We start from the raw sequence: 25,408 nt of genomic DNA on the forward strand, positions 1-25,408 counted from the left end.
AAGTCGAAGGCACGCTGCCGGACGTTTACGATTTTTCCACAAGGTTAATGCGAATCGGAGTTCGACGATGACCAGCTACATCACCACATTTGACAATTCCAACCGACTGCGCAGGCGAGCGCACGACATCATACCTGGTGGTGCACACACCTATGCCAAGGGTGACGACCAGTTTCCCGAACTCTCGCCCGGCTTTATCGCCCATGGGTACGGGTCCCATGTCTGGGATGTGGACGGCAACGAGTACATCGAATACGGCATGGGCAATCGATCGATCGGCCTTGGGCATGCCTATGCGGATGTTCTTCACGCGGTAAGCCGTGAACTGGAACGCGGCAGCAATTTCACCCGTCCATCATCAATCGAAGTCGAATGCGCCTCGACGCTGCTCGACATGATACCGGCTGCCCAAATGGTCAAGTTCTGCAAGGACGGATCGCATGTGACGTCGGGCGCTATGCGGCTCGCGCGTGCAGTCACCGGCCGGGATCTGATCGCCCGCTGCAGCGACCATCCATTCTTCTCCACGGACGACTGGTTCATCGCCACCACACCGATGAATGCCGGCATTCCGGATGATACTGGCAAACTGACACTCGGCTTTCGCTATAACGATCTTTCCAGCGCACGCGCACTCTTTGCCCGCTATCCTGGCCGGATCGCTGCCCTCATTCTAGAACCCACCCGCGGCGAGGAGCCGGCGGACAAATACCTGCACCGCCTGCAGGAGCTTTGCCACGAGAACGGCGCCCTGTTCGTGCTGGACGAAATGATCACCGGTTTCCGCTGGCACAATGGCGGGGCGCAGCAAATCCACGGCATCGAGCCCGACCTTTCCTGCTTCGGAAAAGCGTTAGGAAACGGCTTTGCCATTTCGGCCCTTGCGGGAAAGCGAGAATTCATGGAACTCGGCGGCATCCGACAGACGGACAAGCCGCGGGTATTCCTCCTGTCGACGACGCATGGCGCGGAAACCCACGCGATGGCGGCCGCTATCGCTACGATGCGTGTCTACCAGCTCGAGCCGGTGGTCAGTCATCTCTACCGGCAGGGCACCGCGCTGCGATCGAAACTTAATCAGGTCGCGGCACGGCATGGCCTGCAGGAGTACTTTCAGATCCATGGGGAAGCATGTTGCTTGAGCTATTCTGTGCTAGACCGGGATCGCACGCCGTCACAGTGGATGCGCTCGCTACTTATGCAGGAGACGATTGCTCGCGGCGTCCTCGCGCCATCGCTGGTGGTTAGCTACACTCATAGTGACGAAGACATCGAACGGACCGTGGACGCATTCGACGGTGCATTCGCTGTTTATAAAAAAGCGCTGGAAGATGGCGACGCAACACTGCTGGTGGGTCGACCCTCCGCCATCGTCTTCAGGCGTTACAACCAGCCGGCAACCGCATCTGCACCAGTGGTTTGAAGAAAAAGAAATGCACATCCTAGCCGTCTGGACAATGCTGCCGTGGCTTGCTCTTTCATGCCACACCTTGCCCGCGATCGGCTCCGATCGCTTTCCACTGACCGTGGCTGCCGATCATCAGCATCTCGTGGATGCCTCGGGGCTCCCGTTTCTGATCCATGGGGACACCGCGTGGTCGCTGATTGCGGAGCTGTCACCCGAAGACGCAGAGCGCTATTTGAAAGACAGGCGTGATCGCGGCTTCAACACTCTGGTCATCTCGCTGATCGAGCACAAGTTCAGCAGCAAGGCGCCCCGCAATCATGCGGGCGACGCGCCATTCCAATTGGCTGGCGCTTTTGCCGAACCCCTTGATGCCTACTTCGATCGTGCACTCTGGCTTGTACGCCGTGCCCGAGACTACGGGTTCCTAGTCCTTCTTGCCCCTGCCTACCTCGGCGTCCGCGATAGCGGCGAAGGCTGGGCCTCGGAGGTGGCGAAAGCGGGGCCGGAGGTACTGGAAGCCTATGGAGCCTACCTCGGCACGCGGTTTGCAGGTCTGGAGAACATTGTCTGGCTTCAGGGTGGCGACGACGATCCTGCTGACAGGGCTTGGGTGGAAGCGATCGTCCGCGGCCTGAAACGGGCGAACCCCACCGCCCTTCAATGCGTCCACGGCAACCGCGAAAGCGTCATCCGCGAAATCTGGCCAGAGGCCGGATGGATCGACCTCGACACGGTCTACACCTACGGCGATGTCACGGCGGCATTTCGGAAGGCCCCACGCTCCATCGCACCCAGGCCTGTGATCTTTCTCGAAGGCGTGTACGAGAACGAACATGGAGCAAACGCGGCCACCGTTCGCGCGGCCGCCTATCGCGCGCTACTATCAGGGGCTGCCGGCCAGATTTTTGGCAACAATCCTGTCTGGCATTTTTCCGGCCCGGGTGTGGTTCCCGCGCCGCAGGATTGGATCGCGGCGCTCGATAGCGACGGTGCACGCAGCATGACGCACTTGAAGGCGCTGTTCGATTCGTTGGAATGGTGGAAGATTCCTCCCCGCACGCAGGCATCCTCGCCCTGCGAACCGAGCGGAACCGCCTATGCCGCAGCAAGGGACGGGTCCTATGCGCTGGCTTACCTCATCGGGAACTCGGGGGTGCGGATCGACCATCGCTGCAGGATAGCACCCGCGATCAACGCCCGCTGGTTCGACCCCTCGTCCGGGCGATTCTTTTCTGCCGCCGTGCCCCGATCCGCGAAGAGATCGGATCACTACTCACCGCCGAGCCGAACGAACGCCGGCGGCGATACCGACTGGTTGTTGGTGCTCACAGCCAAATAAGACCATCGGCCAGCACCGGCACAAAAAGGCTTAGGCACTGCGCAGAATCTCGCCAGATGGACATCCCCCGGCATTCTTTCTCCTCAATCGCCGCGATTGCCCGTCTCTCCTACGCTTTGGCGAGTTTCTCACGACACGCCGAAGGGGTTTTCCATGAAAGTGCTGGTAACGGGCCATAGGGGATATATCGGGGCGGTAATGGTACCCATCCTGCTGAAGGCAGGGCACGATGTGCACGGCTACGACAGCGAACTCTACCGCAGCTGCCGCTATGCGCCAGGCGGACCCATGGCGACAGTGGATACCACGCGCCGGGACATCCGCGACATCACAGTGGACGACTTGAGTGGATTCGATGCCGTCATTCATCTTGCAGCACTGTCCAACGATCCGCTGAGCAACCTTAATCCCGAGATCACCTTCGCAATCAACCACAAGGGCAGCGTCCGGGTTGCGCAAGCAGCAAAGGCTGCCGGCGTCGGCCGCTTCCTATTTGCTTCGTCCTGCAGTAACTACGGCGTCTCCGGCGCCGAGATGATCGACGAAGAGGGTAGGCTGAACCCGGTGACGCCGTATGGCTTCTCAAAGGTTCTTGCGGAACGGGATATTGCAAAGCTCGCTGACGAGCGCTTTACACCCGTGTTCCTGCGGCCGGCAACCGCGTATGGTCTCTCCCCGATGCTCCGGTTCGACATCGTTCTGAACAACCTCGTCGCCTGGGCAGTTACGGAAAAGCAGCTGATGCTCAAGTCCGACGGGTCGCCGTGGCGGCCTATCGTTCACGTCGAGGATATTTCCAAGGCGTTTCTTGCCGCGCTCGAAGCGCCGAAGGATGTGATCCACAACCAGGCCATCAATGTCGGACAGACGATCCACAATTACCAGGTTAGCGACATCGCCGATATCGTGAGGAAGGTCGTGCCAGGCTGCACGCTGCGCTACGCCGCTGACGCCGGTCCCGATCTGCGCTCCTACCGCGTTGACTTCGGAAAAATCGCTCGTCTGCTGCCGGCATTCCGCCCTCTGCGCGACGCAACATACGGCGCCCAGGAGCTTTTCAGGGCCTATCGCAGTACCGGTCTTAAGAAAAGTGAGTTTGAAGGCCCACGCTATCAGCGCATCAGCCACATCCAGCGCCTCGTGGGCAACCGCGCTATCGACCGCAACTTGCGTTGGGCGACGCGCCACACCAACGTCCTGCGGCCGGAGCCGCTGCCCATTCAATGAACGTCAATCAGCCAGCAGCCGACCGGACAGCGGCGTCCCTGTCTTCGCCGGACGCTATCGGCAAGGGCATTGCAGCGCTCGCTGCCCGACTTTTCCCACTGAACAGGAGCATCACCGGCGATGGGGTGCGCGAGACGCTGGACATCCTGGATGACCATGTCCATATCGACCGAAGCGAGGTAGCGACCGGCACGCGGGCTTTCGACTGGACCGTGCCGCGCGAGTGGAAGCTGCGGGCAGCCTATATCAAGGATCCTTCGGGTCGGAAAATCGTCGATCTCACTGAATCGAACCTCCATGTCATGGGGTACAGCACACCCGTCGATGCCCGGATGACCTTGGGCGAGTTGAAGAAGCATATCCATACCCTGCCAGAGCAGCCGGACCTTATTCCCTACAGGACCTCCTACTATACCGAAGACTGGGCGTTCTGCATGCGGCATAACGAGTGGCTCGCGCTGACAGAAGGTGAATATGAGGTCGTTATCGATTCCTCACTTTTCGACGGCAGCCTGACCTACGGCGAAATCCTGCAGCCCGGCGCCATTGATCGCACTGTCCTTTTTTCCACGCATATCTGTCATCCGTCGCTCGCGAACGACAACTGCGCGGGGCTCGCGCTCCAGGCTTTTATCGCCGCAGCACTGAAGGAACGGGCCACGCGCTACACCTACCGGTTTCTATTCATACCCGGAACGATCGGCGCGCTAACATGGCTATCGCGCAACCCGAACGTGCTGCAGCATATCGATCATGGCCTGGTCCTGTCCTGCATTGGCGACGGCGGTGGTCCGACCTACAAGAGGACCCGACGTGGCAACACGATGATTGATCGCGCTGTTTCAGTCGTGCGTTGCGGCGGCGATACGGCTGTCGAGATCGTCGATTTCAGCCCGTACGGCTATGACGAGCGCCAGTTCAACGCGCCCGGGTTCAATCTGCCTGTCGGCCAGCTTCAACGCAGCCGGTTCGGCACATTTCCGCAATACCATACTTCGGCTGACGACCTGGGCTTCATTCGCCCACAACACCTGGCGAGCTCGTATCAGATGGTCATGGACATCATCGACGTTCTGGAAACGAACTGGGTGCCGCTGAACCTTTTTCCGATGGGCGAGCCGCAACTCGGCAGGCGCGGGTTGTTCTCCGCGACAGGCGGACACAACAACGTCAGCGTCGGTTCGCTCGCTTTCCTTTGGGTTCTGAACCTCGCCGATGGTGAGTATTCGCTACTCGATATCGCTGAAAGATCGGGGATCGTTTACAAGGAGATATCCGCCGCTGCGGATTTGCTGCTGCACCACGGCCTGCTGTCATGCCTGCGGCCGGGATGAACCGGGCAATGTGTCGGCCACGGACGACCAGGCAGCATCCCTCTCAGACAGGAGACAAGGACGCGCCGGCCAAGTGATCCCGAAGACGGGATCGTCATAGCGCAGCCCGTCAGAGGCCTTGGCTTGGTACCCATCCGAGATGAGGTAGGAAACGATCGCATCCTTGGACAATGAGAGAAAGCCATGTGCAAATCCTCTCGGAATATAAAGGCGACGGCCATTCTCGGCGGACAGTTCAGCGGCCACCCACCTGCCGAAGGCGGGCGAATCCTTGCGAATATCCACGGCAACGTCCCAGATTGCACCCTGTATGCAGGTGACGACCTTCACCTCCTCGTATGGATGTCTCTGGAAATGCAGGCCGCGCAGTGTGTACATGTGCCGGGATTGTGAGACGCTGTGCTGGACGAAAGTATCAACAAGCCCGTGACCCCGGTATTCTTGATTGCAGAAGGTTCTTGAGAAAGATCCGCGGACATCGTGGAGAACAAGCGGCTCGATCAGCCAGACGCCTGGCAACTCGGTTTCCGTAAATTTCATCGTTCGGCATCCTTTCCCCCGGCACGCAACAGCTAACATGCCGTTCGGGTGATTTTCGCGCATTCCACATCGCGGGAAAAGCTGCTCGAAAGGCGTAGCTCGACAGCTCGATATGCGCAGGGGCCAACCGGAATCAGTATAGTTTAAGTCGGAATGATCCAATTGTATAAAAGCTGAGCGATTTATACAGATATTCGTCTCGTACACTACGTCTTTTGAATGATTGTTGAGTCTTATTTTCATTATAGATTCTGACATATCATAAAATACTGTGACATTACGATTTTAGAGAGCAGCGCCGCGAAATCATTCGAGATAACGGAGTGCGAGCAATGAATTTTCAGACAACTCCCATTCTGCCAGACACCGTCCGCAGCCCGCCACGGTGCCGGATCTGCAATACAGACCTGACGCACACCTTCGTCGACCTCGGCATGTCTCCACCCTGCGAAAGCTTCGTCCAGGAAAATCGCAAATCAGACATGGAATGTTACTATCCCCTTCATGCCTATGTCTGTGAAAACTGCCTCCTCGTACAGCTCGAAGAGCATATCAGCCCGAAAAGCATCTTCGAGGAGTACGCGTATTTCTCTTCCTATTCAGTCAGTTGGGTCGAGCACGCGCGAATCTACTGTCACCGGATGGTCGAACGTTTCGGCTTGAACGAGAAAAGCCTCGTGGTGGAGCTTGCAAGCAATGACGGCTATCTGCTGCAGCACTTCGCGCCGCTGGGCATACCGGTCCTCGGCGTTGAGCCGGCCATCAATGTCGCCAAGGTGGCACAGGAAAAGGGCATAACCACACGCGTTGAGTTCTTCGGCACCCGGCTCGCCGAAACCATGGTGTCGGAAAGGCTTGAAGCCGATCTCATCGTCGGCAACAACGTGCTTGCGCAAGTGCCCGACATCAACAATTTCGTGGCCGGCATCAAGCGGCTGTTGAAACCGGACGGCGTGGTCACGCTTGAATTTCCACATATCGACATGCTGATTAAACACAACCAGTTCGACACGATCTATCACGAGCATTTTTCGTATTTTTCCCTTCTGACCATCCGCACGCTTGCAACGATGCATGGCCTCAAAGTCTTCGACGTCGAGGAAATGCCCACCCATGGAGGATCGTTGCGCGTGTTTTTCGCCCATGAAGACAGCGACAGGCGGGTCAAGAACTCAGTCTCGAAGCTGGTTGCTCGCGAGATCGCGGCCGGCCTGGGCAAGATCGAGACCTACACTGCGTTCGCCGTGCGCGCGCAGCAGTCCAAGCGGAACATTCTCCGGTTCCTTGTGCAGGCAAAGGAAGCCGGGCGGTCCATTTGCGGATACGGCGCACCGGGCAAAGGCAACACGCTCCTCAACTACTGCGGCATTGGCCGGGACTTTCTCGACTTCACCGTCGACCTCAACCCCTACAAGCACGGGCGCTACACGCCGGGAATGCATATTCCGATCCGCAAGGTCGAGGCCATCGACGCGGCCAGGCCGGACTACGTGTTCATCCTGCCCTGGAACCTGAAAGACGAGATCATTCAGCAGATGCGGCACATCGGCGATTGGGGGGGCAAGTTCGTGATTCCGATCCCCTCGATTTCCGTGATTGATCCAAAGGAAATGGCCTTATGAAAGTTGTGCTTTTCTGCGGGGGCATGGGAACCCGCATCCGCGAATACTCCGAGAATGTCCCTAAGCCGATGATCCCGCTCGGCTCGCAACCGATACTGCGTCACGTGATGCAGTACTATGCCGACTACGGCCATGATGAGTTCATCCTCTGCCTCGGCTACAAGGCCAACGTCATCAAGGACTTCTTCCTCAACGCCAAGCCGCAGATGTTTCGCGACTGCGTGGTGTCGGAAGGCGGAAATGTCGAACTTCTGGGAGCATCGCGCCCCGACTGGCGCATTTCCCTCATCGACACCGGTATCTGGCGCAACATCGGCGAGCGGCTCTGGGCCGTCCGCCACCACGTCAGGAACGAAAATATATTCCTGGCCAATTACAGCGACGGCCTGAGCAATGTCGATCTCGACGATATGATCGCCAAGTTCGAGTCCAGCGGAAAGATGGCGTGCTTCCTCGCCGTTCGCCCGCCCCTGACCTACCATCTAGCAGATATCGAGGAGGACGGAAGGGTTCGCGAGTTCCGGTCTTCGCAGCGGTCCGACATCTGGATCAACGGCGGCTTTTTCCTGATGCGCGGCGAGATATTCGATTACATGCGCGAAGGCGAGGAACTCGTGCTCGAGCCGTTTGCGCGCCTGATCGCCGACAACATGCTGATGGCCTACAAGCACAAGGGTTTCTGGCGCTCTATGGATACCCTGCGCGACTGGCAGTCGCTTGAGGAGATGGTGGAGCGCGGCGAGATGCCCTGGGTCGCGGGTCGCGACGGGAGCGTCGAGGAGAGTTCGCGGGTGGTCACCATATTATGAGGGCGCTGCCGCTCGCATCCCGGGGTGAGCGCCTTTCGATCCTCTGCCTTGGCGCCCATTCCGACGACATCGAGATTGGCGTGGGCGGTACGATCCTCAGCCTTTTGGCCGAGGAGGTCGAACTCGATGTTCACTGGTGCGTGTTGAGCGCGACCGGCGAACGCGCGGCGGAGGCAACCACATCGGCGAATGCCTTTCTCACGAAGGCGACGTCCAGCAAAATCGAATGCGCTGAGTTCGAGGACAGCTTCTTCCCGAGCCAGCGCAGGCAGATCAAGACATGGCTGACCCTACTCCGCGGGCGCACGAATGCCGAGGTGGTGTTCACCCACAGCCTTCGCGACAGCCATCAGGATCACCGCGAGATTAGCCAACTGACGACCAACATCTTCCGGGACCACATTGTCCTCGAATACGAGATTCCGAAATGGGACGGCGATCTGACGGCACGTAATGCCTATGTGCCGTTTGACGCCCCCATCATGGAACAGAAAATCGACCTTCTGATGAAGCATTTTGCCACACAGCGCTCCAAGGACTGGTTCGACCCGGACACCTTTCGCGGACTGGCGCGCCTGCGCGGTGTTGAATGCCGCGCGCCGGGCCGCTTCGCCGAAGCTTTCACGATCCGCAAGCTGCGCTTGTGCTGAAACCGATTGCATTCTGAGCCGCCAGACACGGAAAAACTGACGACATGATGTTGGAATGGAGATGGACCAATGACCGATAAACGCCGGACAGACATGACAACGTCGAGCGGAACAGAGGATGCTCTAATTTTCAGCCAGCAAGAACTCTCCGACACGTCGCAACGCTTCAAGTTCGCCCCTGACGACTTTGTTGCCGTGATCGACCAGAGAACGTTGACGCGCGAATGTCTTGCCCAAGCGCTAAACGCTCATCCGAACGCACTGATCGCACGCACTTTCACCTCGCTTCAGCATTGGAAGACCATCGGCAAACCGCAGCAGGGTACCTTGCGCGCCGTGCTTCTCAATGTGACCAACGGCTCGTCTGAGGAGATCGATGCCGAGGTCCGCGCAGCCGTTGCCGAGTTCGAGCCGGTTGCGGTGGTTGTCCTGTCGCAGGATCAGGACCTGCGCGCCATTCTGCACATAATCGGCATGGGTGTTTGCGGATACATTCCGACCTCAGTCGACATAGGTGTGTGTATCCAGGCACTATACCTCGCCATCGCCGGCGGCCGATTTGTTCCCGCAAGCAGCCTGCTTTCGATGCGGGAGTTCCTGGAGTTGTCGAGCGTACGCAACATCGCCGGTGACGGTTCGTTTACAGCCCGCCAGACCGCCGTCGCGGAGGCGCTGCGCTGCGGCAAGGCCAATAAGCTGATCGCGCGAGAGCTGCAGCTCTGCGAAAGCACGGTGAAAGTCCATATTCGCAACATCATGAAGAAGCTTGGCGCTACCAACCGGACCGAGGTGGCTTTCAAGATCGGCGGTAACGTTTGCTTTTCGCAGGCCTACGCCTGATGGGCGAGCGCGGATGTTTCAAACGAGGCAGTAGAGGTGACAACAGATGATTCACTCCGAGCCACTTCTGGCAACAGGTGAGCATTCGCTTCCGTTGGTGCTGTCACTCATCATCGAGCGCAGGGCATTCGTTGGATCCTGCATTGCAGCCGGTATCCTTCTGGGCCTTGCCGGATACGTCGTGAGCCCGCCGAAATACACCGCAGAAGCGGTCCTTGCGTTGGATGTGCGCAAGCTGCAGGCGCTCCCTTCGGAATCAGTGGTCTCGGCACTGCCGCAGGAAAGCCCGGTGCTGCGCACCGAAATAGACATCATAGGCTCGCGCATGATGGCGGAACGCGTTCTTCTGTTGCTTCAGGACATGTCCTGGTCCGACAACGTGGGCGAGCGCTCGATGGCGGCAATCCTATCGCCGCTGCCAAAGGAGACTCGGCGTCCCGAAGGCGATCTCGACGCAAAAACCAAACTTTCCTATGCGGGGATTGTCAACGACATGATGTCGCATGTCAGGGCGGTCAATGACGGACGGTCATACACGATCTACATCTCGTTCGTGAGCGGCAGTCCTCAATACGCAGCGGCGGTCGCAAACGCCTACGGCCAGGCGTATATCGCCTATCAGATCGATCTCCAGACGACTGCGACCCGGCGCGTCAGCGAATGGCTGGGAAGCCGGCTCATCAACCTTCGGGCGGCACTGGAAGAGGCCGAGCGCGCAGCAACGAGCTTCCGCGAAGACGCCGGCCTGATGAAGGCCAACGGCATCACGCTGCAAACCCAGCAGATCGCAGCCCTGAACGGCGAACTCGCCTCCCTGAGGGCAAGGCTGGCAGGCTCGGTCGCTCGCCTCGCGACGGCAACAGAGGCGATTGCCGGCCATTCCAGCCTCTCCCTCACGGAAGTTCTGGCATCGCCGACCATCCAGCAACTCCGTGTCGAAGAGGCGCGCATCGATCGCGCGCTTTCCGAAATCCGGGAAAGCGGCGCTAGCAGGAACCCGGCGCTAACAGCGCTGGAATCACAGCTCTTATCGATCAAGAAGCAGATCTCGCTTGAAACAAACCAGATTATCGGCAGCCTGCGAAACGAAATCGATGTGTCACGCAAACAGCAATCTGCGCTGGAGGCAAGCCTGCGAACGATGCAGAAATCGATGTCGGAAACAAGCCGCGCCATTGTCCATGCCGACCAGCTCGACCGCGAGGCGAGTGCCAATCGCGCCATCTACGAAAGTTATCTCACGCGCTACAAGCAGACAATCGAGCAAGACGGCATTGCAACGGCGGAGGCACGCATCATTTCCCGCGCCATGCCGTCAGACAAACCGTCAAGCCCCAACCTGACGCTCTGGCTTCTCATCGGTTTTATTGCCGGTTTGGCAACCGGTTTGGGACTGGCGCTGTTGCAGAGCCTCCTCGATAAGTCTGTCGGTTCACTTGATGCACTGGAGAAGAAGGTCGGATTACCCGTCCTTGGTACCGTGCCCGATCTCGGCGCGCCAGGCGGAATGAGGTCGGGTGGGATCGATGTGGGGAAGCACGATTTTAACAACGCGCTTGCCGACCTTCAGGCCCGACTACGCCTCAACAAGAACAGAAGTACGGCCCATTCCATCGCGATCACCTCGCGGGCCCGGTACGATGGAAAGTCGTTTTTGATCGCGCATCTTGGGCGCTCCTTTGCTGCTTCCGGCAGGAAGACCATAATCGTTGATGCAAACCTCAGGACACCGACGATCGGTGACGAGTTCTGCACCGGCCTCGCCCCGTGCCTGTCTACGGTGGTGCGCGACGGGCTTCCGCTCGATGAGGCAATCCGCCATGAACGGACCTCCGGTGTCGACGTCATCTGCTCGCGCGCGTCGAATTTTCCTGCAGAGTTCGTGCTGGGCAATACCCAGTTTTCGGTGCTGCTCGACACTTTGAAATCTCGCTATGATGTCGTTCTGATCGATACCCCAGCGCTATCGGAAGGCGCTGACGCCGTAAGCATTGCAGTTCTGGCTGATGCGACGGTGATCGTCGTGCGAATGGACCGCGCAGACATTCCCGACTTGGCCACTGCGACGAAAATGCTGCTGCTTGCGGGGCGAAACATCATCGGCATCGTGGTCAATGACCGCTCCAGCCGCGGCGGGCTGTGCTACCGCATATCTCGCAATCTCGCCGCGGTCGGCAAGGCCGGCGCGACTCGTCTCTCGTTAAAGCCGATGATGTTCAAAAAGGAAGCATAAGATGCAGCCGAGATGGGTTTTTACGGAACAAAGGCAGGCTACCGGCAAATACTGGACTTTCCTGTTCCGCCGCGCGGCGCTCGCGACGCTGATCTGTGCCAGTACGTACCTTTCGCCTGTAGGCATGATGAGGTCCGCAGTCGCGCAGACCTACAAGGTTTCGCCGGGCGACGTTTTGATGATCACCGTTTATGGCGATGTCGGCCTGTCTGGGCTGTTCACCGTTAGCGTCGACGGCACGATCGGCTATCCGATCCTCGGCAATATGGATGTTTCGCAAAGAACCGTGCCGGACATTGCAAGCACTCTTCAGTCGTCGCTTTCCCAGTATATTGCCAATCTTTCAGTGGCGGTCTCCATCAAGGAATACGCGCCAGTCTACATTATCGGCGATGTGCGTAGCGCCGGCAAATATGAATTTCGGCCAGGCATGATCGTTCTGGAACTTTTCGCCCTCAGCGGCGGGCTGCGCGAGGCGGATGAAAAGGCGGATGCCTCCGGGTTGGAACTGGTCACAGCGCGGCAGGACTATGCCGATCTTACTCTGCAGATGCTGGCACTTGATGTCAAACGTGCGCGTCTAGAAGCAGAGCTGAAAGGGACGGATTTCGCCTACGTGATCCCGCCGACGCAAGAGGATAACGTGATCAACAACCAGATCGTGGCATCGGAGCGAACGCTGCACGAACTTGCGGTCGCAGCGATCGAGACCGAGAAGAGGAGCTTGCTGCGGCAGAAAGCCAACTACGCCGAAGAAATCGCCACGCTGGAGAAAACGACGTCACTTCGGCGCAAGGAACTTGCATCGCTGGAGGAAGAGGCTGAGGCCTCGACCATGCTGGCCAACAAGGGCCTCCTCGTTCGCTCTGAAATGCGCGAGCGGCAACGCGAGGTCTCTGGCGCGAATCGAGACATGCTCGAGGCCGGCGCCTTTTTGGCGCGCGCCCGCCAGAATGAGAACGAAACGGACCAGCGCATCCTTTCGCTTCTGCTGACTCAAAGAAATCTTGCTGCAAAGGAATTGCGGGAGGTCAGCGTCGATCTCGCGCGGCTGCGCAAGCGGCAGGCCTACAGCCTCCGGATCATATCGGCTGTCAGCAGTGCAGCGCAACGAGCGGCGAGCGGAGAGTTGGACATCGCCCCGCAATTTTCCGCGGTTCGAATGATCGACGGAAAGTATCACGAGAATCAGCTTGCCGAAACCGATCTTGTTCTGGCCAGTGACATCGTGCGCGTCACCGTTCCGAAGACCGCCGACGTCCTGATCGGTAGCATGCATTAACTCCCTTTGATTTGCGATAAGGGCTCCATCGAACGAGGCCTACTAGTGGCGGAGCCACTTCCCGTCAGCCGTTTGCCGCTCGTGTGGCGTAGCCTGATCTTTGCCAGGACATGTAGACATCGTGGACGCCGTCCATGAAACGGGTCGATGGCGTCCACCCAAGGGATCTCAGCTTGGAAGCATCGACGAGTTTGCGCGGGGTTCCGTCGGGCTTTGACGCATCGCAGACGACGTGTCCTTGGTAGCCGACAACTTTTGCGACCACTGTCGCAAGATCGCGGATAGAGATTTCGTCGCCCGACCCGATGTTCACGATGTCCTGCTCATCGTAGCATTTCATAAGGTGAACGCAGGCGTCCGCCATGTCGTCGACATGCAGGAATTCGCGCATTGGCGTACCGGTCCCCCAAAGGACAACGCTGTTTCGTCCGCTGATCTTAGCCTCGTGCATCTTCCGTATCAACGCCGGGAGCACATGTGCCGTCTCTAAGTCGAAATTGTCGCCCGGGCCGTAGAGATTGGTCGGCATGACCGACAGGAAATGCTTGCCGTGCTGCTGCTTGTAGGCCTCCGCTAGTTTAATGCCGGCGATCTTGGCGACGCTGTAGGCTTCGTTCGTCACCTCGAGGCGACCGCTGAGCAGTGCCGTCTCCCGTATCGGCTGGTCTGCGAACTTCGGATAGATGCAGCTGGAGCCGATCCATAGCAGCTTCTCGACGCCAATGTCGGCTGCGGTCTTCATGACGTTAAATGCGATCATCGCGTTGATATAGAGAAAGTCTGCCGGATAACGCGAGTTGGCGACGATACCGCCGACCCGCGCGGCCGCGATGAAGATGGCTTGCGGACGACGGCTCTTCATCCAATCCTCGGTGTCTGCCTGGCGCGTCAGGTCGAGGCTGTCGTGGCTTTCCGTCAGAATAGTGCACCGCTCCCGTTCCAGGCGGCGAACGAGTGCCGAACCGACCATGCCGGCATGTCCTGCGACCCAGACGTTCTTGTCAATGAGGCTGAACGGGTGCACGTCGGTATCATCCATGAAAGTCATTGCGGCGCTCCTGCAACTGGACCGACCTTAGGTCAGCTTCCACCATCTCGCTCACAAGATCCTGAAATGAAGTTGTGTGGACCCATCCGAGTTGCCTTCGCGCCTTCGAAGGGTCCCCTAGCAGAAGCTCCACGTCCGTACGCCGCAGATGGCGCGGATCGACCTCGATCAATCGGCGGCCGCTTTTGCGGTCGTAACCCTTCTCGTCGAGGCCCTCGCCGTCCCACTCGATCACCTTGCCGACCACATCGAACGCACGCTCAACGAATTCCCGGATAGTATGCGTTTCGCCGGTCGCCAGAACGTAATCGTCGGCTGAATCCTGCTGCACGATGCGCCACATTCCCTCGACATAATCACGGGCATGGCCCCAATCCCGCCGGGCATCGAGATTGCCGAGGCGCAACATGTCCTGCATGCCGTGCTCCATGCCAGCAACTGCACGGGTGATCTTGCGCGTCACAAATGTCTCCCCCCGCATCGGGCTTTCGTGGTTGAAGAGAATGCCGTTCGACGCGTGTATTCCGTAAGCGTGCCGGTAGTTGATCGTCATCCAGTAAGCGTAAAGCTTGGCGGCGGCATAGGGGCTGCGCGGCTGAAACGCCGTGCCCTCATGCTGCGGAACCTGCGCACTGTTGCCGAAGAGCTCGGATGTTGATGCCTGGTAGAAGCGGCATGTCTTTTCCATCTTTAGGATACGCAACGCCTCCAGTAACCTCAGCGTGCCGATTGCATCTGTGTTAGCCGTATATTCGGGAGTCTCAAAGCTGACCTGAACATGGCTCTGGGCTCCGAGGTTGTAGATTTCGTCCGGCTGCACTTCTTGAATGACGCGGCAAAGGTTGGTCGCATCGGTCAGATCGCCGAAATGCAGATGGAACCGGACGTTTTCACCACGCGGATCCTGGTGAAGGTGATCTATGCGCCCGGTATTGAAGGACGACGAGCGACGTTTCAGGCCATGGACGATGTACCCCTTCTTGAGGAGGAGTTCACTTAGATAGCATCCGTCCTGGCCTGTTACGCCGATAATGAGAGCAACCTTATCAATCATCGAAAAATCCTTTGAAAGATCTCCCCGTGCCGGGCGCCGGGGCAGTCTCTTTCCAAATCTATAATTCTCGAATGCGGGTTGTTCAGCCTGTCATTTCGTGTGCTGGCGAAAGTATTTGGTCATCGGAAGGTCTATAAATTGTTCGATCCATCATCCATATGGTCAATCACTTTATACCCGAAACCACCTGAAGGCATTTTCGACAGAAAGGAAATCACTATTGGCTAAGTTGTAGCTGCATCGTCGATCGGCATAACTCTGTTTCTGATAGCTGTGCTCAGGCGCGGCACGGTCAGGGTACGACAATGACAATCATCTTCGCCAACAGATACTTCTATCCCGACCAGTCGGCGACAAGCCGCGTCGTATCAAAGCTGGCTTTCGCGCTTGCGGAGCGCGGATTCGATGTCCAGATTATTACCAGCCGCGCACTCCATGACCGCACTGATCAGCGGTTGGAAGCTGACGAGACGATCGCCGGCGTGCGTATCGCAAGAATCCCGACCTCGCATTTCGGCCGCGAGACGCTGGCAGGACGCATGATCGACTACGTGGTGTTTCACGTTGCGGCATTCGCCTGGTGGCTCCGCCATGTTTCAAAGGGTGACATCTGCGTGATCTGTACCGATCCGCCGCTTCTTGCCGTCACCTCTGCCTTTGCAATCAAAATCAGGCGTGGAACATTGGTCAACTGGATACTGGATCTCTTTCCCGAAACGGCCATCGAGCTTAGCGTTCTGCCAAGGAAGGGCTGGACCTCACGTATTTTACTCCGATTTCGCGACGCTTCGCTGCGGTGGTCAGAAATTGTCGTTTGCCCGACGCTGACGATGGCCCAACACATCCGCCGCCAGTCTGTGACCACACAGCGTGTCGCTGTCGTCCACAACTTTTCCGACCAGAGGGAGATCTACGCTATCGCTCCGGCCGAAAACGGGTTGCGCGCGGAATGGGCGCTCCAAGGCAAGTTCGTGATCGGTTACTCTGGCAATTTCGGCCGGGCGCACGAATTCGATACTATGATCGGCGCGGCTGGAATTCTCAGGGATCGGAGCGACGTTCGCTTTCTGCTGATCGGCAGCGGCCAGAAGCTTGCGGTCGTGCGGAACAAGGTTGACCAACTCGGCCTGAAGAACGTGCTTTTCAAGCCGCTTCAGCCAAGCGATAAACTAGCGGAAAGCCTCTGTGCCGCTGACCTTCACGTAGTATCTCTAATGCCACAGCTGGAACACTGCATCGTGCCCAGCAAATTTTACGGTATCCTTGCAGCCGGTCGCCCCACAGCCTTCATCGGCGACAGATGCGGAGAAGTCGCCCGCGCAATTGCGACGTCCGGGTGCGGAGAAACCATTCAGATCGGCGATGCGGCAGGGCTCGCGGCAATGATCGGCAGGTTGAAAGAATCGCCGGAACTGCGCGCCGGCATGGCGAAAGCGGCACAGCACCTCCTCCAAACGGAGTTTTCCACCGAAAAAGCCGTCGATCTTTGGACGGGAATCCTGACGACGCTTCAGGTGGCGCGCGACGCGCGGGCCGCCAACTATCGCAGGCAGCCGTCATGAAGGCGACGGTCGTCGTCAGTCAACTGGGCGCGCGCATGCACTATGCTGTGCCCCGGATTTTCGCAGCCGATGGCACGCTAAGGCATTTCTACACCGACATTTGCGCCACAAAGGGATGGCCGCGTCTTCTGTCCCGGTTCCCGCGACAGTTTTTGCCGACAGCTTTGCGCCGGCTCGCCGGCCGTAATGTTCCCCCTCAAATCCCGACAGAGTTGATTACCGTCTTTCCTGCTTTCGGTATTACTTCCGCCCTCAAGCGGCTGAGGGTGAAGAATACGTCGGGCGAGACGTCACACGCAATCTGGGCGGGTGCACGGTTTTCGAAACTAGTGTCGCGCAACGGATTCCATGGCGCAACCGGCCTATACGCATTCAGCGGCGATGCCCTTGAGCAGATCCAAACAGCACGGCATCTGGGCATGTGGACAGCAGTCGAGCAGATGATTGCCCCGCGCGGCGTGCTCGAAGCGCTCATTCTCGAAGAGATGCAGCGATTTCCCGATTGGGAAGGTCTGGCACGCCGAGATCCGCTCGATACGATATTCGCTGCTCGCGAACGCGCCGAATGGCACTTGGCCGATCGCGTGATCTGCCCGTCGGAATTCGTCGCCCGTAACGTGGTGGCCGAGGGAGGTTGCCCAGAAAAATGCCTTGTCGTTCCCTATGGCGTTGATAACACTTTCCGATGCGAACGCACCCGACGCATGCCGGGCCCTCTGCGTATCCTGGTCGTTGGCGCAGTTGGGCTTCGCAAGGGATCACCCTATGTGGCCGAAGCGGCGCGGCAGCTTGGCCGTTCTGCGGTGTTCCGCATGGCCGGCTCCGCCAAACTGTCGGAAAGCGTCACGCGCAATCTTTCGGAAAGTGTCGATCTGCGCGGCATTGTCCCGCGCTCCGAGATCGCCGCCGAATTCCAGTGGGCCGACGTCTTTCTTCTTCCCTCGCTCTGCGAAGGCTCCGCAACAGCCATCTACGAGGCGCTGTCGACGGGCTTGCCTGTCATTACAACGGAGAATGCCGGCAGCGTCATACGCAACGGCCTCGAAGGCCTCGTCGTGCCAATTAGAGACGCCGGCGCTATTGCCGAGGCCGTCACTTACCTGGCCGACAACGAATCGGCGCGGCTTCAGATGGCAACGAACGCGATTGAACGAGCGGCCGATTTCACCGTCGCCCGCTACGGCGAAAGGCTGCTTTTAGCCCTGTCCACGCTGCCAGCCGAGCGTCGGAGGCCGTTGCCGTGAAAGTAGTCCATGTCATAGCGTCCATCGATCCGGATGGCGGTGGCCTGCAGGCGGTCGCCGTGCGGATTGCTGCCGCCCAGTGCCTACTTGGACATACCGTGCATCTCGTCAGCTACCTCGGCAAGGTTGCGGCTCGCGACGTGTTCGAGACCATCAAGGAAGTTCCGGGCTTTGGCAACATAATCTGGCACTTGTTGCCAGGGCCGGACCCGATGGAGACCTTTCTATCCCTGGAGGGGCGGCGGGTATTGCGCGACGTTTCGCAAGATGCCGATGTCTTTCATCTGCACGGTGTCTGGGAACCGGTGCTGAAATGTGCCGCCCACGTCGCCAAGACGGCGGGTATCCGCTACTGTGTCTGCCCGGCCGGAATGCTGGATAGATGGAGCATGCAACAGAAGCCCTGGAAAAAGCGCGCCGCGTTAAAACTTGGCTATCGCCACATGCTTGACAACGCCCACTTCATCCACGCTCTCAACCTTGACGAAGCCAATCTGATGGAACCGCTTCGTCTGAAGGCGCCGCGGAAGATAATCCCAAACGGAGTGTTCGTCGAAGAGTTCGTGCCTCTTCCTGAACGAGGTCTCTTCCGCAGCCGTTTCGAGTTTCCGGACGATCGGCGCTTTGTCCTGTTCCTGTCCCGGCTACATTACAAGAAGGGTCTCGACGTTCTGGCCAAGGCTTTCCGTGCAGTGGCAAACGTGTGCCTGGATGTCGATCTGATCATTGCGGGACCGGACGGTGGAGCGCGTACCGGATTAATGTCGCTGATACACGATCTCGCGCTCGAAGATCGCGTGCGTGTGATCGGCCCGATCTACGGGGCAGCAAAACTGCATGCACTGGTTGATGCCGCCTGCTTTTGCCTGCCCAGCCGACAGGAAGGATTCAGCGTCGCGATTACCGAGGCTCTCGCATGCGCGACGCCGGTGGTCATTACAGAGAATTGCCACTTCCCAGAAGTGGAAGAGGCAGACGCCGGGGTCATCGTGAAACTGGATCCGCAAGCAGTCGCTTCGGCGCTGATCAGCGTGCTTTATGATCCTTCTCGGGCAAACGAGATGGGGCGGAACGGTCGCGCCTTGGTGCTCGAGAATTACACCTGGCCCAGGATTGCGCAAATGACGCTCGACGCCTATGCCGCGAACGCTCACACCGAAACATGAAGCGCGGCACCGGCCTGGTTGCGGGCTCCGACCGGTCGTGCCGAGTTCCCGGCATAGATCGTCCATGGTTGCAGAGATTTAACGGTTACGCCGCGCGCCGCTAGCACGGCACCCTCGCCGACAATGACACCTGGTCCCACGAAGGCCTCTGCAGCCACCCAGCTGTTTTTACCAAGGTCGATCGGACGCGCGATGAGTTCGAACCCGCTCTGCTGAACGTTATGCGTGCCCGTACACAGGTGAGCACGTTGCGAGACGCTGGCGAAATCACCGAAAGTCACCGTCGCAATATTGTAACAAAGCGCTCCGGGTCCGATCGACGCGAACCGTCCCATCACCAGATTTCCTGGCCACCAGACGACTGCCTTGGAATGCACGGAGGCGCTTGAGTGCAACTTCGCGCCGAACAGCCTCAGGACCGCATTGCGCCAACTGCGCAGTGGCGGGGGCGTCCATCGAGCCAGCACAAGCCACGCCGTCATCCACAACAGCCGCATCAGGCGGAATTTCAGTGAGAATGTTGGCCCGCCGAACCGCGGAATCGGCTGGCTTCCTGCGAAATCAGGGTCTTCGTAACGCGACAGCATTCGTGCACTCCTAATCCGTTGTCGTACGGAGATTTGCCATTCTGCGGGCACCTCTATCTGCAGCGGACTGTCCGACCGAAGCGGGTCATCATAACCGATAAAGCGATGGCGCTTCGAGAAGCTGTGCGGACGAATTGCTTCCCGTTGGGACACCTAGCAATCGCACATCATACCAGAGGGTTTTGGGATACTCCTTGAACACCTGCACGCCTTCGATATCGAACAGGCGCCCCCAGAAGCCTAGGCTGTGCTCTGCTGGCGAGGATAGCCATGTGGTCTCCGGCATGAATGCCCGGAAACAGGCTATGGCGCGCTTGGAATGGAACCAACTAGTGACCAGCACCGCGCGACGTACCGCGAGCTGGCGCAACTTCGGTACCGAGAAGGTGGCGTTCTCCCATGTCGACGAGGAAAAGCATTCAAGAAAAATGGCGGTAGGCGTGACACCTTCTTCGATCATCCATGTGCGAATATCTTCGCAGTCGCCCTTGCCGGTCACGAAGATCTGGCGGGCGACGCCGGCTTTCCAGAGTTTGGCGGCCTGCTTCGCGCGCGGTGGCCCGTCACCTCCGAGAACCACGATCATATCCACCTCCTCGACCGGGTCGCGAACGCTCAGTACGGCATCGGCGCTCGCAAGCGCCACGCCATAGGTGGCTGCACTGACAGCAAGGCTCCCGGCGACAAAAAGGCATACCGAGCGCCAACGCATTCCTGAGAGGAGGCCCTTTGGATCTTCCGGGCGACTACCTGCCGGCACAGCAATTTCGGAAAGTGCCGGAGATCGATCGTGCTCATCGTCCAACATTGGCCACATGCGGGCGAGCTCCGTGCGGAAATCCTGCATTTCCGGCGGCGGCTCGGCTTGAGTGATCGATACGCCGGACGTCACTGCGAAGGGCGCCGTATCACCTTGTTCGGCCGTCTTGATCGGAACCAGTTCTGTCGTCAGCGAGGCACCGCTAGCAATCCACACGAAAATCGCATGTGCGAGAACGGGAAGAAGCAGACCGGCCGCCATGAGCGGATCAGGGATTTCCATCCGGTAGCCGATATACCCCACCGCCCCGCAGACGGCAGTGGCCGCCATGACGCAATTGGTCGTTTGCGCGGGTGTAAATCCCAGATTCATCAGCAGATGGTGCAGATGCCAGCGATCTGCCGACATGGGGCTGCGCCCTGCATAGAGACGCCGCGCCATCAGGCTCAGCGTGTCCATGATCGGAACGATGACAACCCACAACAGGACAAAGAAGGGCAGCGCCGCATCTCCCGTGGCAAGACGAATTACAAGATATCCTATCATGGCGCCGAAGGCTGTACTGCCGGCATCGCCGAGGAAAACGCTCGCCCTCTTGCGCCAGCGGCTCCGCAAGTTAAATGCTAGAAAGCCAAAGGTTGCAGCCAGCAGTGTCTGTATGGGCAGGATGATGGCCGTATCGCTTCTGGCCGCGGCGAACAGTGCAAGCCAGAGCAGCGCGATTGCCGCCGTTCCACCCGCCAGACCGTCGACCCCGTCCGACATGTTCCAGGCATTGGTCAGGCCCGTGATGAAGACAATACCGAAAATCAGCATGGCCAACCCACCGAGCGGCTGGCTTGCAAGGGCGTCTGACGGCAGCAGAGATCCGAAGGAGAGGGTTGCAATCGAGAGCGAGCTGACAAGCAAACCCGCCACGAATAGCTGCAGGAAAAACCGCGGTAGCTCCGGCAGGGCCACGATGTCATCGATCATTCCGACAGCGACAACGATGGCAAGGCTCAGCCATACTGCTACGCCGACTGCGCCTTGATCGCCGTTGTAAAACACGATGGCGGCGAAAGCGGTAAAGACGCACAGGCCACCGCAAAGCGGCACCACGCCCGTATGCTGTTTTCGGCCGCCGGGCTTATCGACCAGTGCCAGATGGTTGGATACCCGGCACATGAAGGCGACGAAGATCATGCTCAACGTGATGGTGCTAAGGATCCTGATGACGAGGTCGATCACTGTTGTCCCCCGGCGTTTAACGCGATGCAGCTTAAGCGCCACGCGCGTGGGCTGGCGATCGATGCAGCGGACCTCGACGATAGCGAAGGACAGCGGTAACCGACAGTCGGCCAATCGGCGGCGCAGCTCCTCCTTTTGGCGCGGAAGATGTCCTATCCTCCACGTAGCGGTCCGGCCATCCGACAATTAACCTCGCCCGTCGTCCGCGCGCGCAGATCGAGAGAGCAAACATGATTTATGACTTCTGTGTCATCGGCGCGGGGATTGTGGGACTGGCAACGGCGGTTGAAATTCTCAGGCGCTCACCAGATGCCAGTATTGCCGTACTGGAAAAGGAAGACGGTGTCGGCCAGCATCAGACAGGCCGCAACAGCGGGGTCATCCATGCAGGCATTTACTACAAACCTGGGAGCCTAAAGGCCGACCTTTGCCGCCGCGGCGCCGAAGCAACAAGGCAATTCTGCCTGCAGCATTCAATTCCCTTCGAAACGCGCGGCAAGCTGGTCGTGGCAACGTCCGAAAGCCAATTGCCGGCTCTCGCCAAGCTTGCAGTAAACGGGAGGGCCAACGGCGTCCCACTTGAGATCATCGGTTCGCAGGAAATGCGGGAGCGCGAACCCAATGTCGCTGGAGCCGGCGCTATACTGGTTGCTGACAGCGGCATCGTTGATTTCAGCGCGATCTGCACTGCCCTCGCCAACCTCGTTCGCGCGCAGGGAGGCGAGATTTTTCTCGGAGCCGCAATCCATCTCATACGGGAGGAAGGGGCACTCGTTACAGTGGGTTCCGTTGACCGGCGCTGGCAGGCGCGCCGTCTGGTGGTATGCGCTGGTTTGCAGTCGGATCGGATGGCGCATTTGGGCGGCTTGAAGGTCGAACACCGGATAATACCGTTTCGGGGAGAATACTACAGCGTCGTGCCAGCCAAGAGGACGCTTGTGCACCATATGATCTATCCAGTCCCCGATCCGGCCTTGCCTTTTCTCGGCATCCACCTTACGCCGATGATCGACGGTGGCCTCACGGTCGGACCCAATGCAGTGCTTGGCCTTGCACGCGAGGGCTATTCCCGTTTCTCCGCGAATGCCCGCGACATGATCGATACCGCTGCATTTCCGGGGTTTTGGCGCCTTGCCCGCAAATTCGGGCGCTCGGGGATAGCGGAGGTGCGATACTCGATTTCAAAAAGCCTTTATCTCGAGCAATGCCGGAAGCTATGCCCGCATCTTTTGGAAGAAGACCTGACACCCCGCCCCGCAGGAATCCGTGCGCAGGCGGTTACGCGGCAGGGGGAACTGATACACGATTTCCTTTTTCTTGAAACATCTCGAATGCTGCATGTGTGCAACGCGCCATCTCCGGCCGCAACCTCGGCTTTGCCGATCGCAGAATTGATCGTCGATCGAATGATGCGGAAGTAGATGTAAGGAGCTCGCTAGAGAAATTTGACACCCTAAGCGGGTAAGTGGGGCAAAATCGTTGGCAGCTCCATCGGCGACCCGGCAAAGAATCTGCATATATCGACTTTCGACAGAAGCTAATGGCGCAGGGATTCCTGCTTGGGGCAAACCACGATTCGATCCTGCCGTGACCAGACAGCTTCCCTCCCCCGAGCATGCGCACACTCGCTCGCTGATGGCGTTGCGGTGTTTGGTGACCGGATCCGGCGCTCAGATCGGGGCTGGTCGCCCTACGATAAGGAACTCAAAGTGACATTTTTTGCTTTGCACAAGAGCGGACATTCTAACCTGGCCGCCATAGGTTTCGATGCCTAAAGGCCATCCCCTCACATGGTCGTGTAAAAGACGGCTTTCCGAAATCGCTCTTGCGATGCGGTCTTTTTTTGGGTCGTATAGGTTCAGCCGCCTTTTTCGCTGGCCTGCGCGGTGGAGCGCAACTACCCTATGCGTCTATTGATAACGCGTGCTTGCCAATCCTCGTGGGATTTATAAGCGCAAGCCCGAGTAGCTGGATCTGTAATACTAGACAATTTAGGGGCCAAAGACCTGCGTAGACCCCGACTTTTTGGTCGGCTGGTGTAATTTGATGCACATCAAACATCAGAAGAACGGGAGTAAACAATGGCTTGGATAATACCTATGCAAAATACCCCTGGAATCGACCTTTTGAACGGGGATAGCTTGTTTGTCTCAAGATCAATATTAGTTGGACAAATCGTTAATAACGGCTCGAACAATAAAATCATAGTCCAGGGATCGGTGGCGTCCGAAGGCGCAGGGATTTATCTATTAAACGGCTCTGGCCATTATTTGAAAATAGAACAATCTGGAGATGTTCGCGGTTTTACGGGTTCCGGAATTTCGGCGTACAGTCAAAATGCTAAAATTGACAACGCTGGATACGTATTCGGTGCGTACCAAGGAATTTACATTGCTGGCTCGGTAGGTGTTGTCACCGTGAATAATAGCGGAACCATTGAATCAGACGATTTGGGCATAGCTCGATATGAGGAAACTCAATCGGTCAACGTTTTTAACACCGGTACCATCAAGGGTGCGGCATACGCCATTGCACTTTCTTTCGCGGGTGACACTGTAAACGACACTATTACAAACAATGGCATCTTGATAGGAACAGTCGACCTAGGAGGCGGAGACGACTATTTTGACGGTCGATCCGGTCGGGTGGACGGGACGATTTATGGCGGCGCTGGCGACGACAGGATTTACGTCAGACGAGAGAACAATAAGCTCTATGGTCAGGAAGGTAACGACACTCTGATGGGTGGCGCCGGTTCCGACTACCTAGGCGGCGGCGTAGGCACTGATCGTGCTTCATACGCATCAGCTAGCAAAGGGCTCATCGTCAGCCTGGCGAACCCAACCATAAACACCGGTGACGCGCTTGGTGATACATACAATTCGATTGAGAATTTGAGCGGATCGAACTTCAACGATTTAGTTTATGGCAACTCTGCAGCCAACGCGATCAATGGCGGCGCTGGAAATGATGTGATCAAGGGGTATGGTGGAAACGACACCCTTACTGGCAGCTCGGGAAACGACACGTTTAACTTCAATTCTTCGCTCAGTTCGTCGGGCAATGTGGACGCCATAACCGACTATAGTGTTGCGATTGATACGATCCAACTCGACAACCTTATTTTCAAATCTCTGGCTGCTGGAGGACTGTCATCCTCCGCGTTCCGTTCCAACACAACGGGTTTAGCCGGCGACTTGTCAGATCGGATCATCTACGAGAAAGATACCGGGGAGATCTATTACGATTCAAATGGGACGGGCTCAGGTGGAAGCGTCCTGTTCGTAAAGATAAGCATCGGACTGTCAATGACCAATGCAAACTTTTTTGTCGTGTGAGCCTCTTCGGTACCGAACAGCACCTCTTTCAAATGAGATTTTATTGAAGGCTGGGTTTTTCACCTGGCCTTTTTCTTGTCCTGCACCAAGCCATCGTAATCCGTTAGCGCTGTTTTGGGGCCACGGGAGCGGACG

Annotated in this window: 20 protein-coding genes; 15 read left to right on the plus strand and 5 right to left on the minus strand. The window is 58.0% G+C overall.

Annotated elements, in window-relative coordinates; genetic code table 11:
• Nucleotides 1-67 precede the first annotated feature (67 nt).
• The 4 genes from ASG68_RS12740 (at nucleotide 68) to ASG68_RS12755 (ending at nucleotide 5,308) form a co-directional block, all read left to right on the plus strand.
• On the plus strand, nucleotides 68-1,423 hold the full coding sequence (locus ASG68_RS12740) for a glutamate-1-semialdehyde 2,1-aminomutase (RefSeq protein ID WP_062577271.1): 1,356 nt from the start codon (nucleotides 68-70) through the stop codon (nucleotides 1,421-1,423).
• Nucleotides 1,332-2,747, plus strand: coding sequence for a DUF4038 domain-containing protein (locus ASG68_RS12745; RefSeq protein WP_082499429.1), 1,416 nt, complete (start codon nucleotides 1,332-1,334; stop codon nucleotides 2,745-2,747). Before ASG68_RS12740 ends, ASG68_RS12745 begins: the two co-directional genes overlap by 92 nt.
• Before the next feature lie 153 nt (nucleotides 2,748-2,900).
• Nucleotides 2,901-3,974, plus strand: coding sequence for an NAD-dependent epimerase/dehydratase family protein (locus ASG68_RS12750; RefSeq protein ID WP_062577275.1), 1,074 nt, complete (start codon nucleotides 2,901-2,903; stop codon nucleotides 3,972-3,974).
• A complete protein-coding gene (locus tag ASG68_RS12755) occupies nucleotides 3,971-5,308 on the plus strand; it encodes a DUF4910 domain-containing protein (RefSeq protein ID WP_062609777.1) in 1,338 nt (445 codons plus the stop codon). The genes ASG68_RS12750 and ASG68_RS12755 overlap by 4 nt, the downstream gene beginning before the upstream one ends.
• Here ASG68_RS12755 and rfbC read toward each other — a convergent pair.
• Nucleotides 5,288-5,911 (minus strand): dTDP-4-dehydrorhamnose 3,5-epimerase, encoded by a 624-nt coding sequence (rfbC, locus tag ASG68_RS12760; protein ID WP_320416512.1) that lies wholly within the window; start codon nucleotides 5,909-5,911, stop codon nucleotides 5,288-5,290. The two genes, ASG68_RS12755 and rfbC, sit on opposite strands and share 21 nt — an antisense overlap.
• Before the next feature lie 269 nt (nucleotides 5,912-6,180).
• Between rfbC and ASG68_RS12765 the strand changes: the two genes are divergently transcribed.
• The 6 genes from ASG68_RS12765 to ASG68_RS12790 all read left to right on the plus strand — a co-directional run bounded on the left by ASG68_RS12765 (nucleotide 6,181) and on the right by ASG68_RS12790 (nucleotide 13,284).
• Nucleotides 6,181-7,470 (plus strand): class I SAM-dependent methyltransferase, encoded by a 1,290-nt coding sequence (locus ASG68_RS12765; RefSeq protein ID WP_062577280.1) that lies wholly within the window; start codon nucleotides 6,181-6,183, stop codon nucleotides 7,468-7,470.
• Entirely contained in the window at nucleotides 7,467-8,279 is an 813-nt protein-coding gene (locus tag ASG68_RS12770; protein WP_062601991.1) for a sugar phosphate nucleotidyltransferase, read from the plus strand. The genes ASG68_RS12765 and ASG68_RS12770 overlap by 4 nt, the downstream gene beginning before the upstream one ends.
• On the plus strand, nucleotides 8,276-8,929 hold the full coding sequence (locus ASG68_RS12775; protein WP_062601993.1) for a PIG-L deacetylase family protein: 654 nt from the start codon (nucleotides 8,276-8,278) through the stop codon (nucleotides 8,927-8,929). The genes ASG68_RS12770 and ASG68_RS12775 overlap by 4 nt, the downstream gene beginning before the upstream one ends.
• A 69-nt stretch (nucleotides 8,930-8,998) precedes the next feature.
• Nucleotides 8,999-9,769 (plus strand): helix-turn-helix transcriptional regulator, encoded by a 771-nt coding sequence (locus ASG68_RS12780; RefSeq protein ID WP_244484211.1) that lies wholly within the window; start codon nucleotides 8,999-9,001, stop codon nucleotides 9,767-9,769.
• 46 nt (nucleotides 9,770-9,815) lie between these two features.
• Complete coding sequence (locus ASG68_RS12785) at nucleotides 9,816-12,002, plus strand: GumC family protein (protein ID WP_062577287.1); 2,187 nt, start codon at nucleotides 9,816-9,818, stop codon at nucleotides 12,000-12,002.
• A gap of 1 nt (nucleotide 12,003) precedes the next feature.
• Nucleotides 12,004-13,284 carry a polysaccharide biosynthesis/export family protein gene (locus ASG68_RS12790; RefSeq protein ID WP_062577289.1) on the plus strand — a complete coding sequence of 427 codons (1,281 nt, stop codon included), beginning with the start codon at nucleotides 12,004-12,006 and terminating at the stop codon, nucleotides 13,282-13,284.
• 64 nt (nucleotides 13,285-13,348) lie between these two features.
• Here ASG68_RS12790 and ASG68_RS12795 read toward each other — a convergent pair whose 3' ends face one another.
• Both ASG68_RS12795 and gmd read right to left on the minus strand, forming a co-directional pair.
• Nucleotides 13,349-14,332 carry a GDP-L-fucose synthase family protein gene (locus ASG68_RS12795; protein WP_062577291.1) on the minus strand — a complete coding sequence of 328 codons (984 nt, stop codon included), beginning with the start codon at nucleotides 14,330-14,332 and terminating at the stop codon, nucleotides 13,349-13,351.
• Nucleotides 14,316-15,386, minus strand: coding sequence for a GDP-mannose 4,6-dehydratase (gene gmd / locus ASG68_RS12800; RefSeq protein ID WP_062577293.1), 1,071 nt, complete (start codon nucleotides 15,384-15,386; stop codon nucleotides 14,316-14,318). The genes ASG68_RS12795 and gmd overlap by 17 nt, the downstream gene beginning before the upstream one ends.
• A 305-nt stretch (nucleotides 15,387-15,691) precedes the next feature.
• Here gmd and ASG68_RS12805 point away from each other — a divergent pair, with 305 nt between their 5' ends.
• Genes ASG68_RS12805 through ASG68_RS12815 form a run of 3 tightly spaced genes read left to right on the plus strand, consistent with a single transcriptional unit; the run spans nucleotide 15,692 to nucleotide 19,358 of the window.
• Nucleotides 15,692-16,948: a glycosyltransferase family 4 protein gene (locus ASG68_RS12805; RefSeq protein WP_244484212.1), complete on the plus strand. Its 1,257-nt coding sequence runs from the start codon at nucleotides 15,692-15,694 to the stop codon at nucleotides 16,946-16,948.
• Nucleotides 16,945-18,192, plus strand: a complete 1,248-nt coding sequence (locus ASG68_RS12810; protein WP_062601996.1) for a glycosyltransferase family 4 protein — start codon at nucleotides 16,945-16,947, stop codon at nucleotides 18,190-18,192. The genes ASG68_RS12805 and ASG68_RS12810 overlap by 4 nt, the downstream gene beginning before the upstream one ends.
• Nucleotides 18,189-19,358: a glycosyltransferase gene (locus ASG68_RS12815; RefSeq protein WP_062577297.1), complete on the plus strand. Its 1,170-nt coding sequence runs from the start codon at nucleotides 18,189-18,191 to the stop codon at nucleotides 19,356-19,358. Before ASG68_RS12810 ends, ASG68_RS12815 begins: the two co-directional genes overlap by 4 nt.
• Here the strand turns inward: ASG68_RS12815 and ASG68_RS12820 are convergent.
• Complete coding sequence (locus ASG68_RS12820) at nucleotides 19,343-19,945, minus strand: acetyltransferase (protein ID WP_062577456.1); 603 nt, start codon at nucleotides 19,943-19,945, stop codon at nucleotides 19,343-19,345. The genes ASG68_RS12815 and ASG68_RS12820 overlap by 16 nt on opposite strands.
• Nucleotides 19,946-20,033: 88 nt before the next feature.
• On the minus strand, nucleotides 20,034-21,935 hold the full coding sequence (locus ASG68_RS12825; RefSeq protein ID WP_062601998.1) for an ElyC/SanA/YdcF family protein: 1,902 nt from the start codon (nucleotides 21,933-21,935) through the stop codon (nucleotides 20,034-20,036).
• 230 nt (nucleotides 21,936-22,165) lie between these two features.
• Here ASG68_RS12825 and lhgO point away from each other — a divergent pair, with 230 nt between their 5' ends.
• Both lhgO and ASG68_RS12835 read left to right on the plus strand, forming a co-directional pair.
• Entirely contained in the window at nucleotides 22,166-23,356 is a 1,191-nt protein-coding gene (lhgO, locus tag ASG68_RS12830; protein WP_062609780.1) for an L-2-hydroxyglutarate oxidase, read from the plus strand.
• A gap of 660 nt (nucleotides 23,357-24,016) precedes the next feature.
• A complete protein-coding gene (locus ASG68_RS12835; RefSeq protein ID WP_082554011.1) occupies nucleotides 24,017-25,273 on the plus strand; it encodes a calcium-binding protein in 1,257 nt (418 codons plus the stop codon).
• The last annotated feature ends 135 nt before the right edge of the window (nucleotides 25,274-25,408 follow it).

This window comes from Rhizobium sp. Leaf453, from assembly GCF_001425605.1.
Taxonomy (GTDB): domain Bacteria; phylum Pseudomonadota; class Alphaproteobacteria; order Rhizobiales; family Rhizobiaceae; genus Pararhizobium.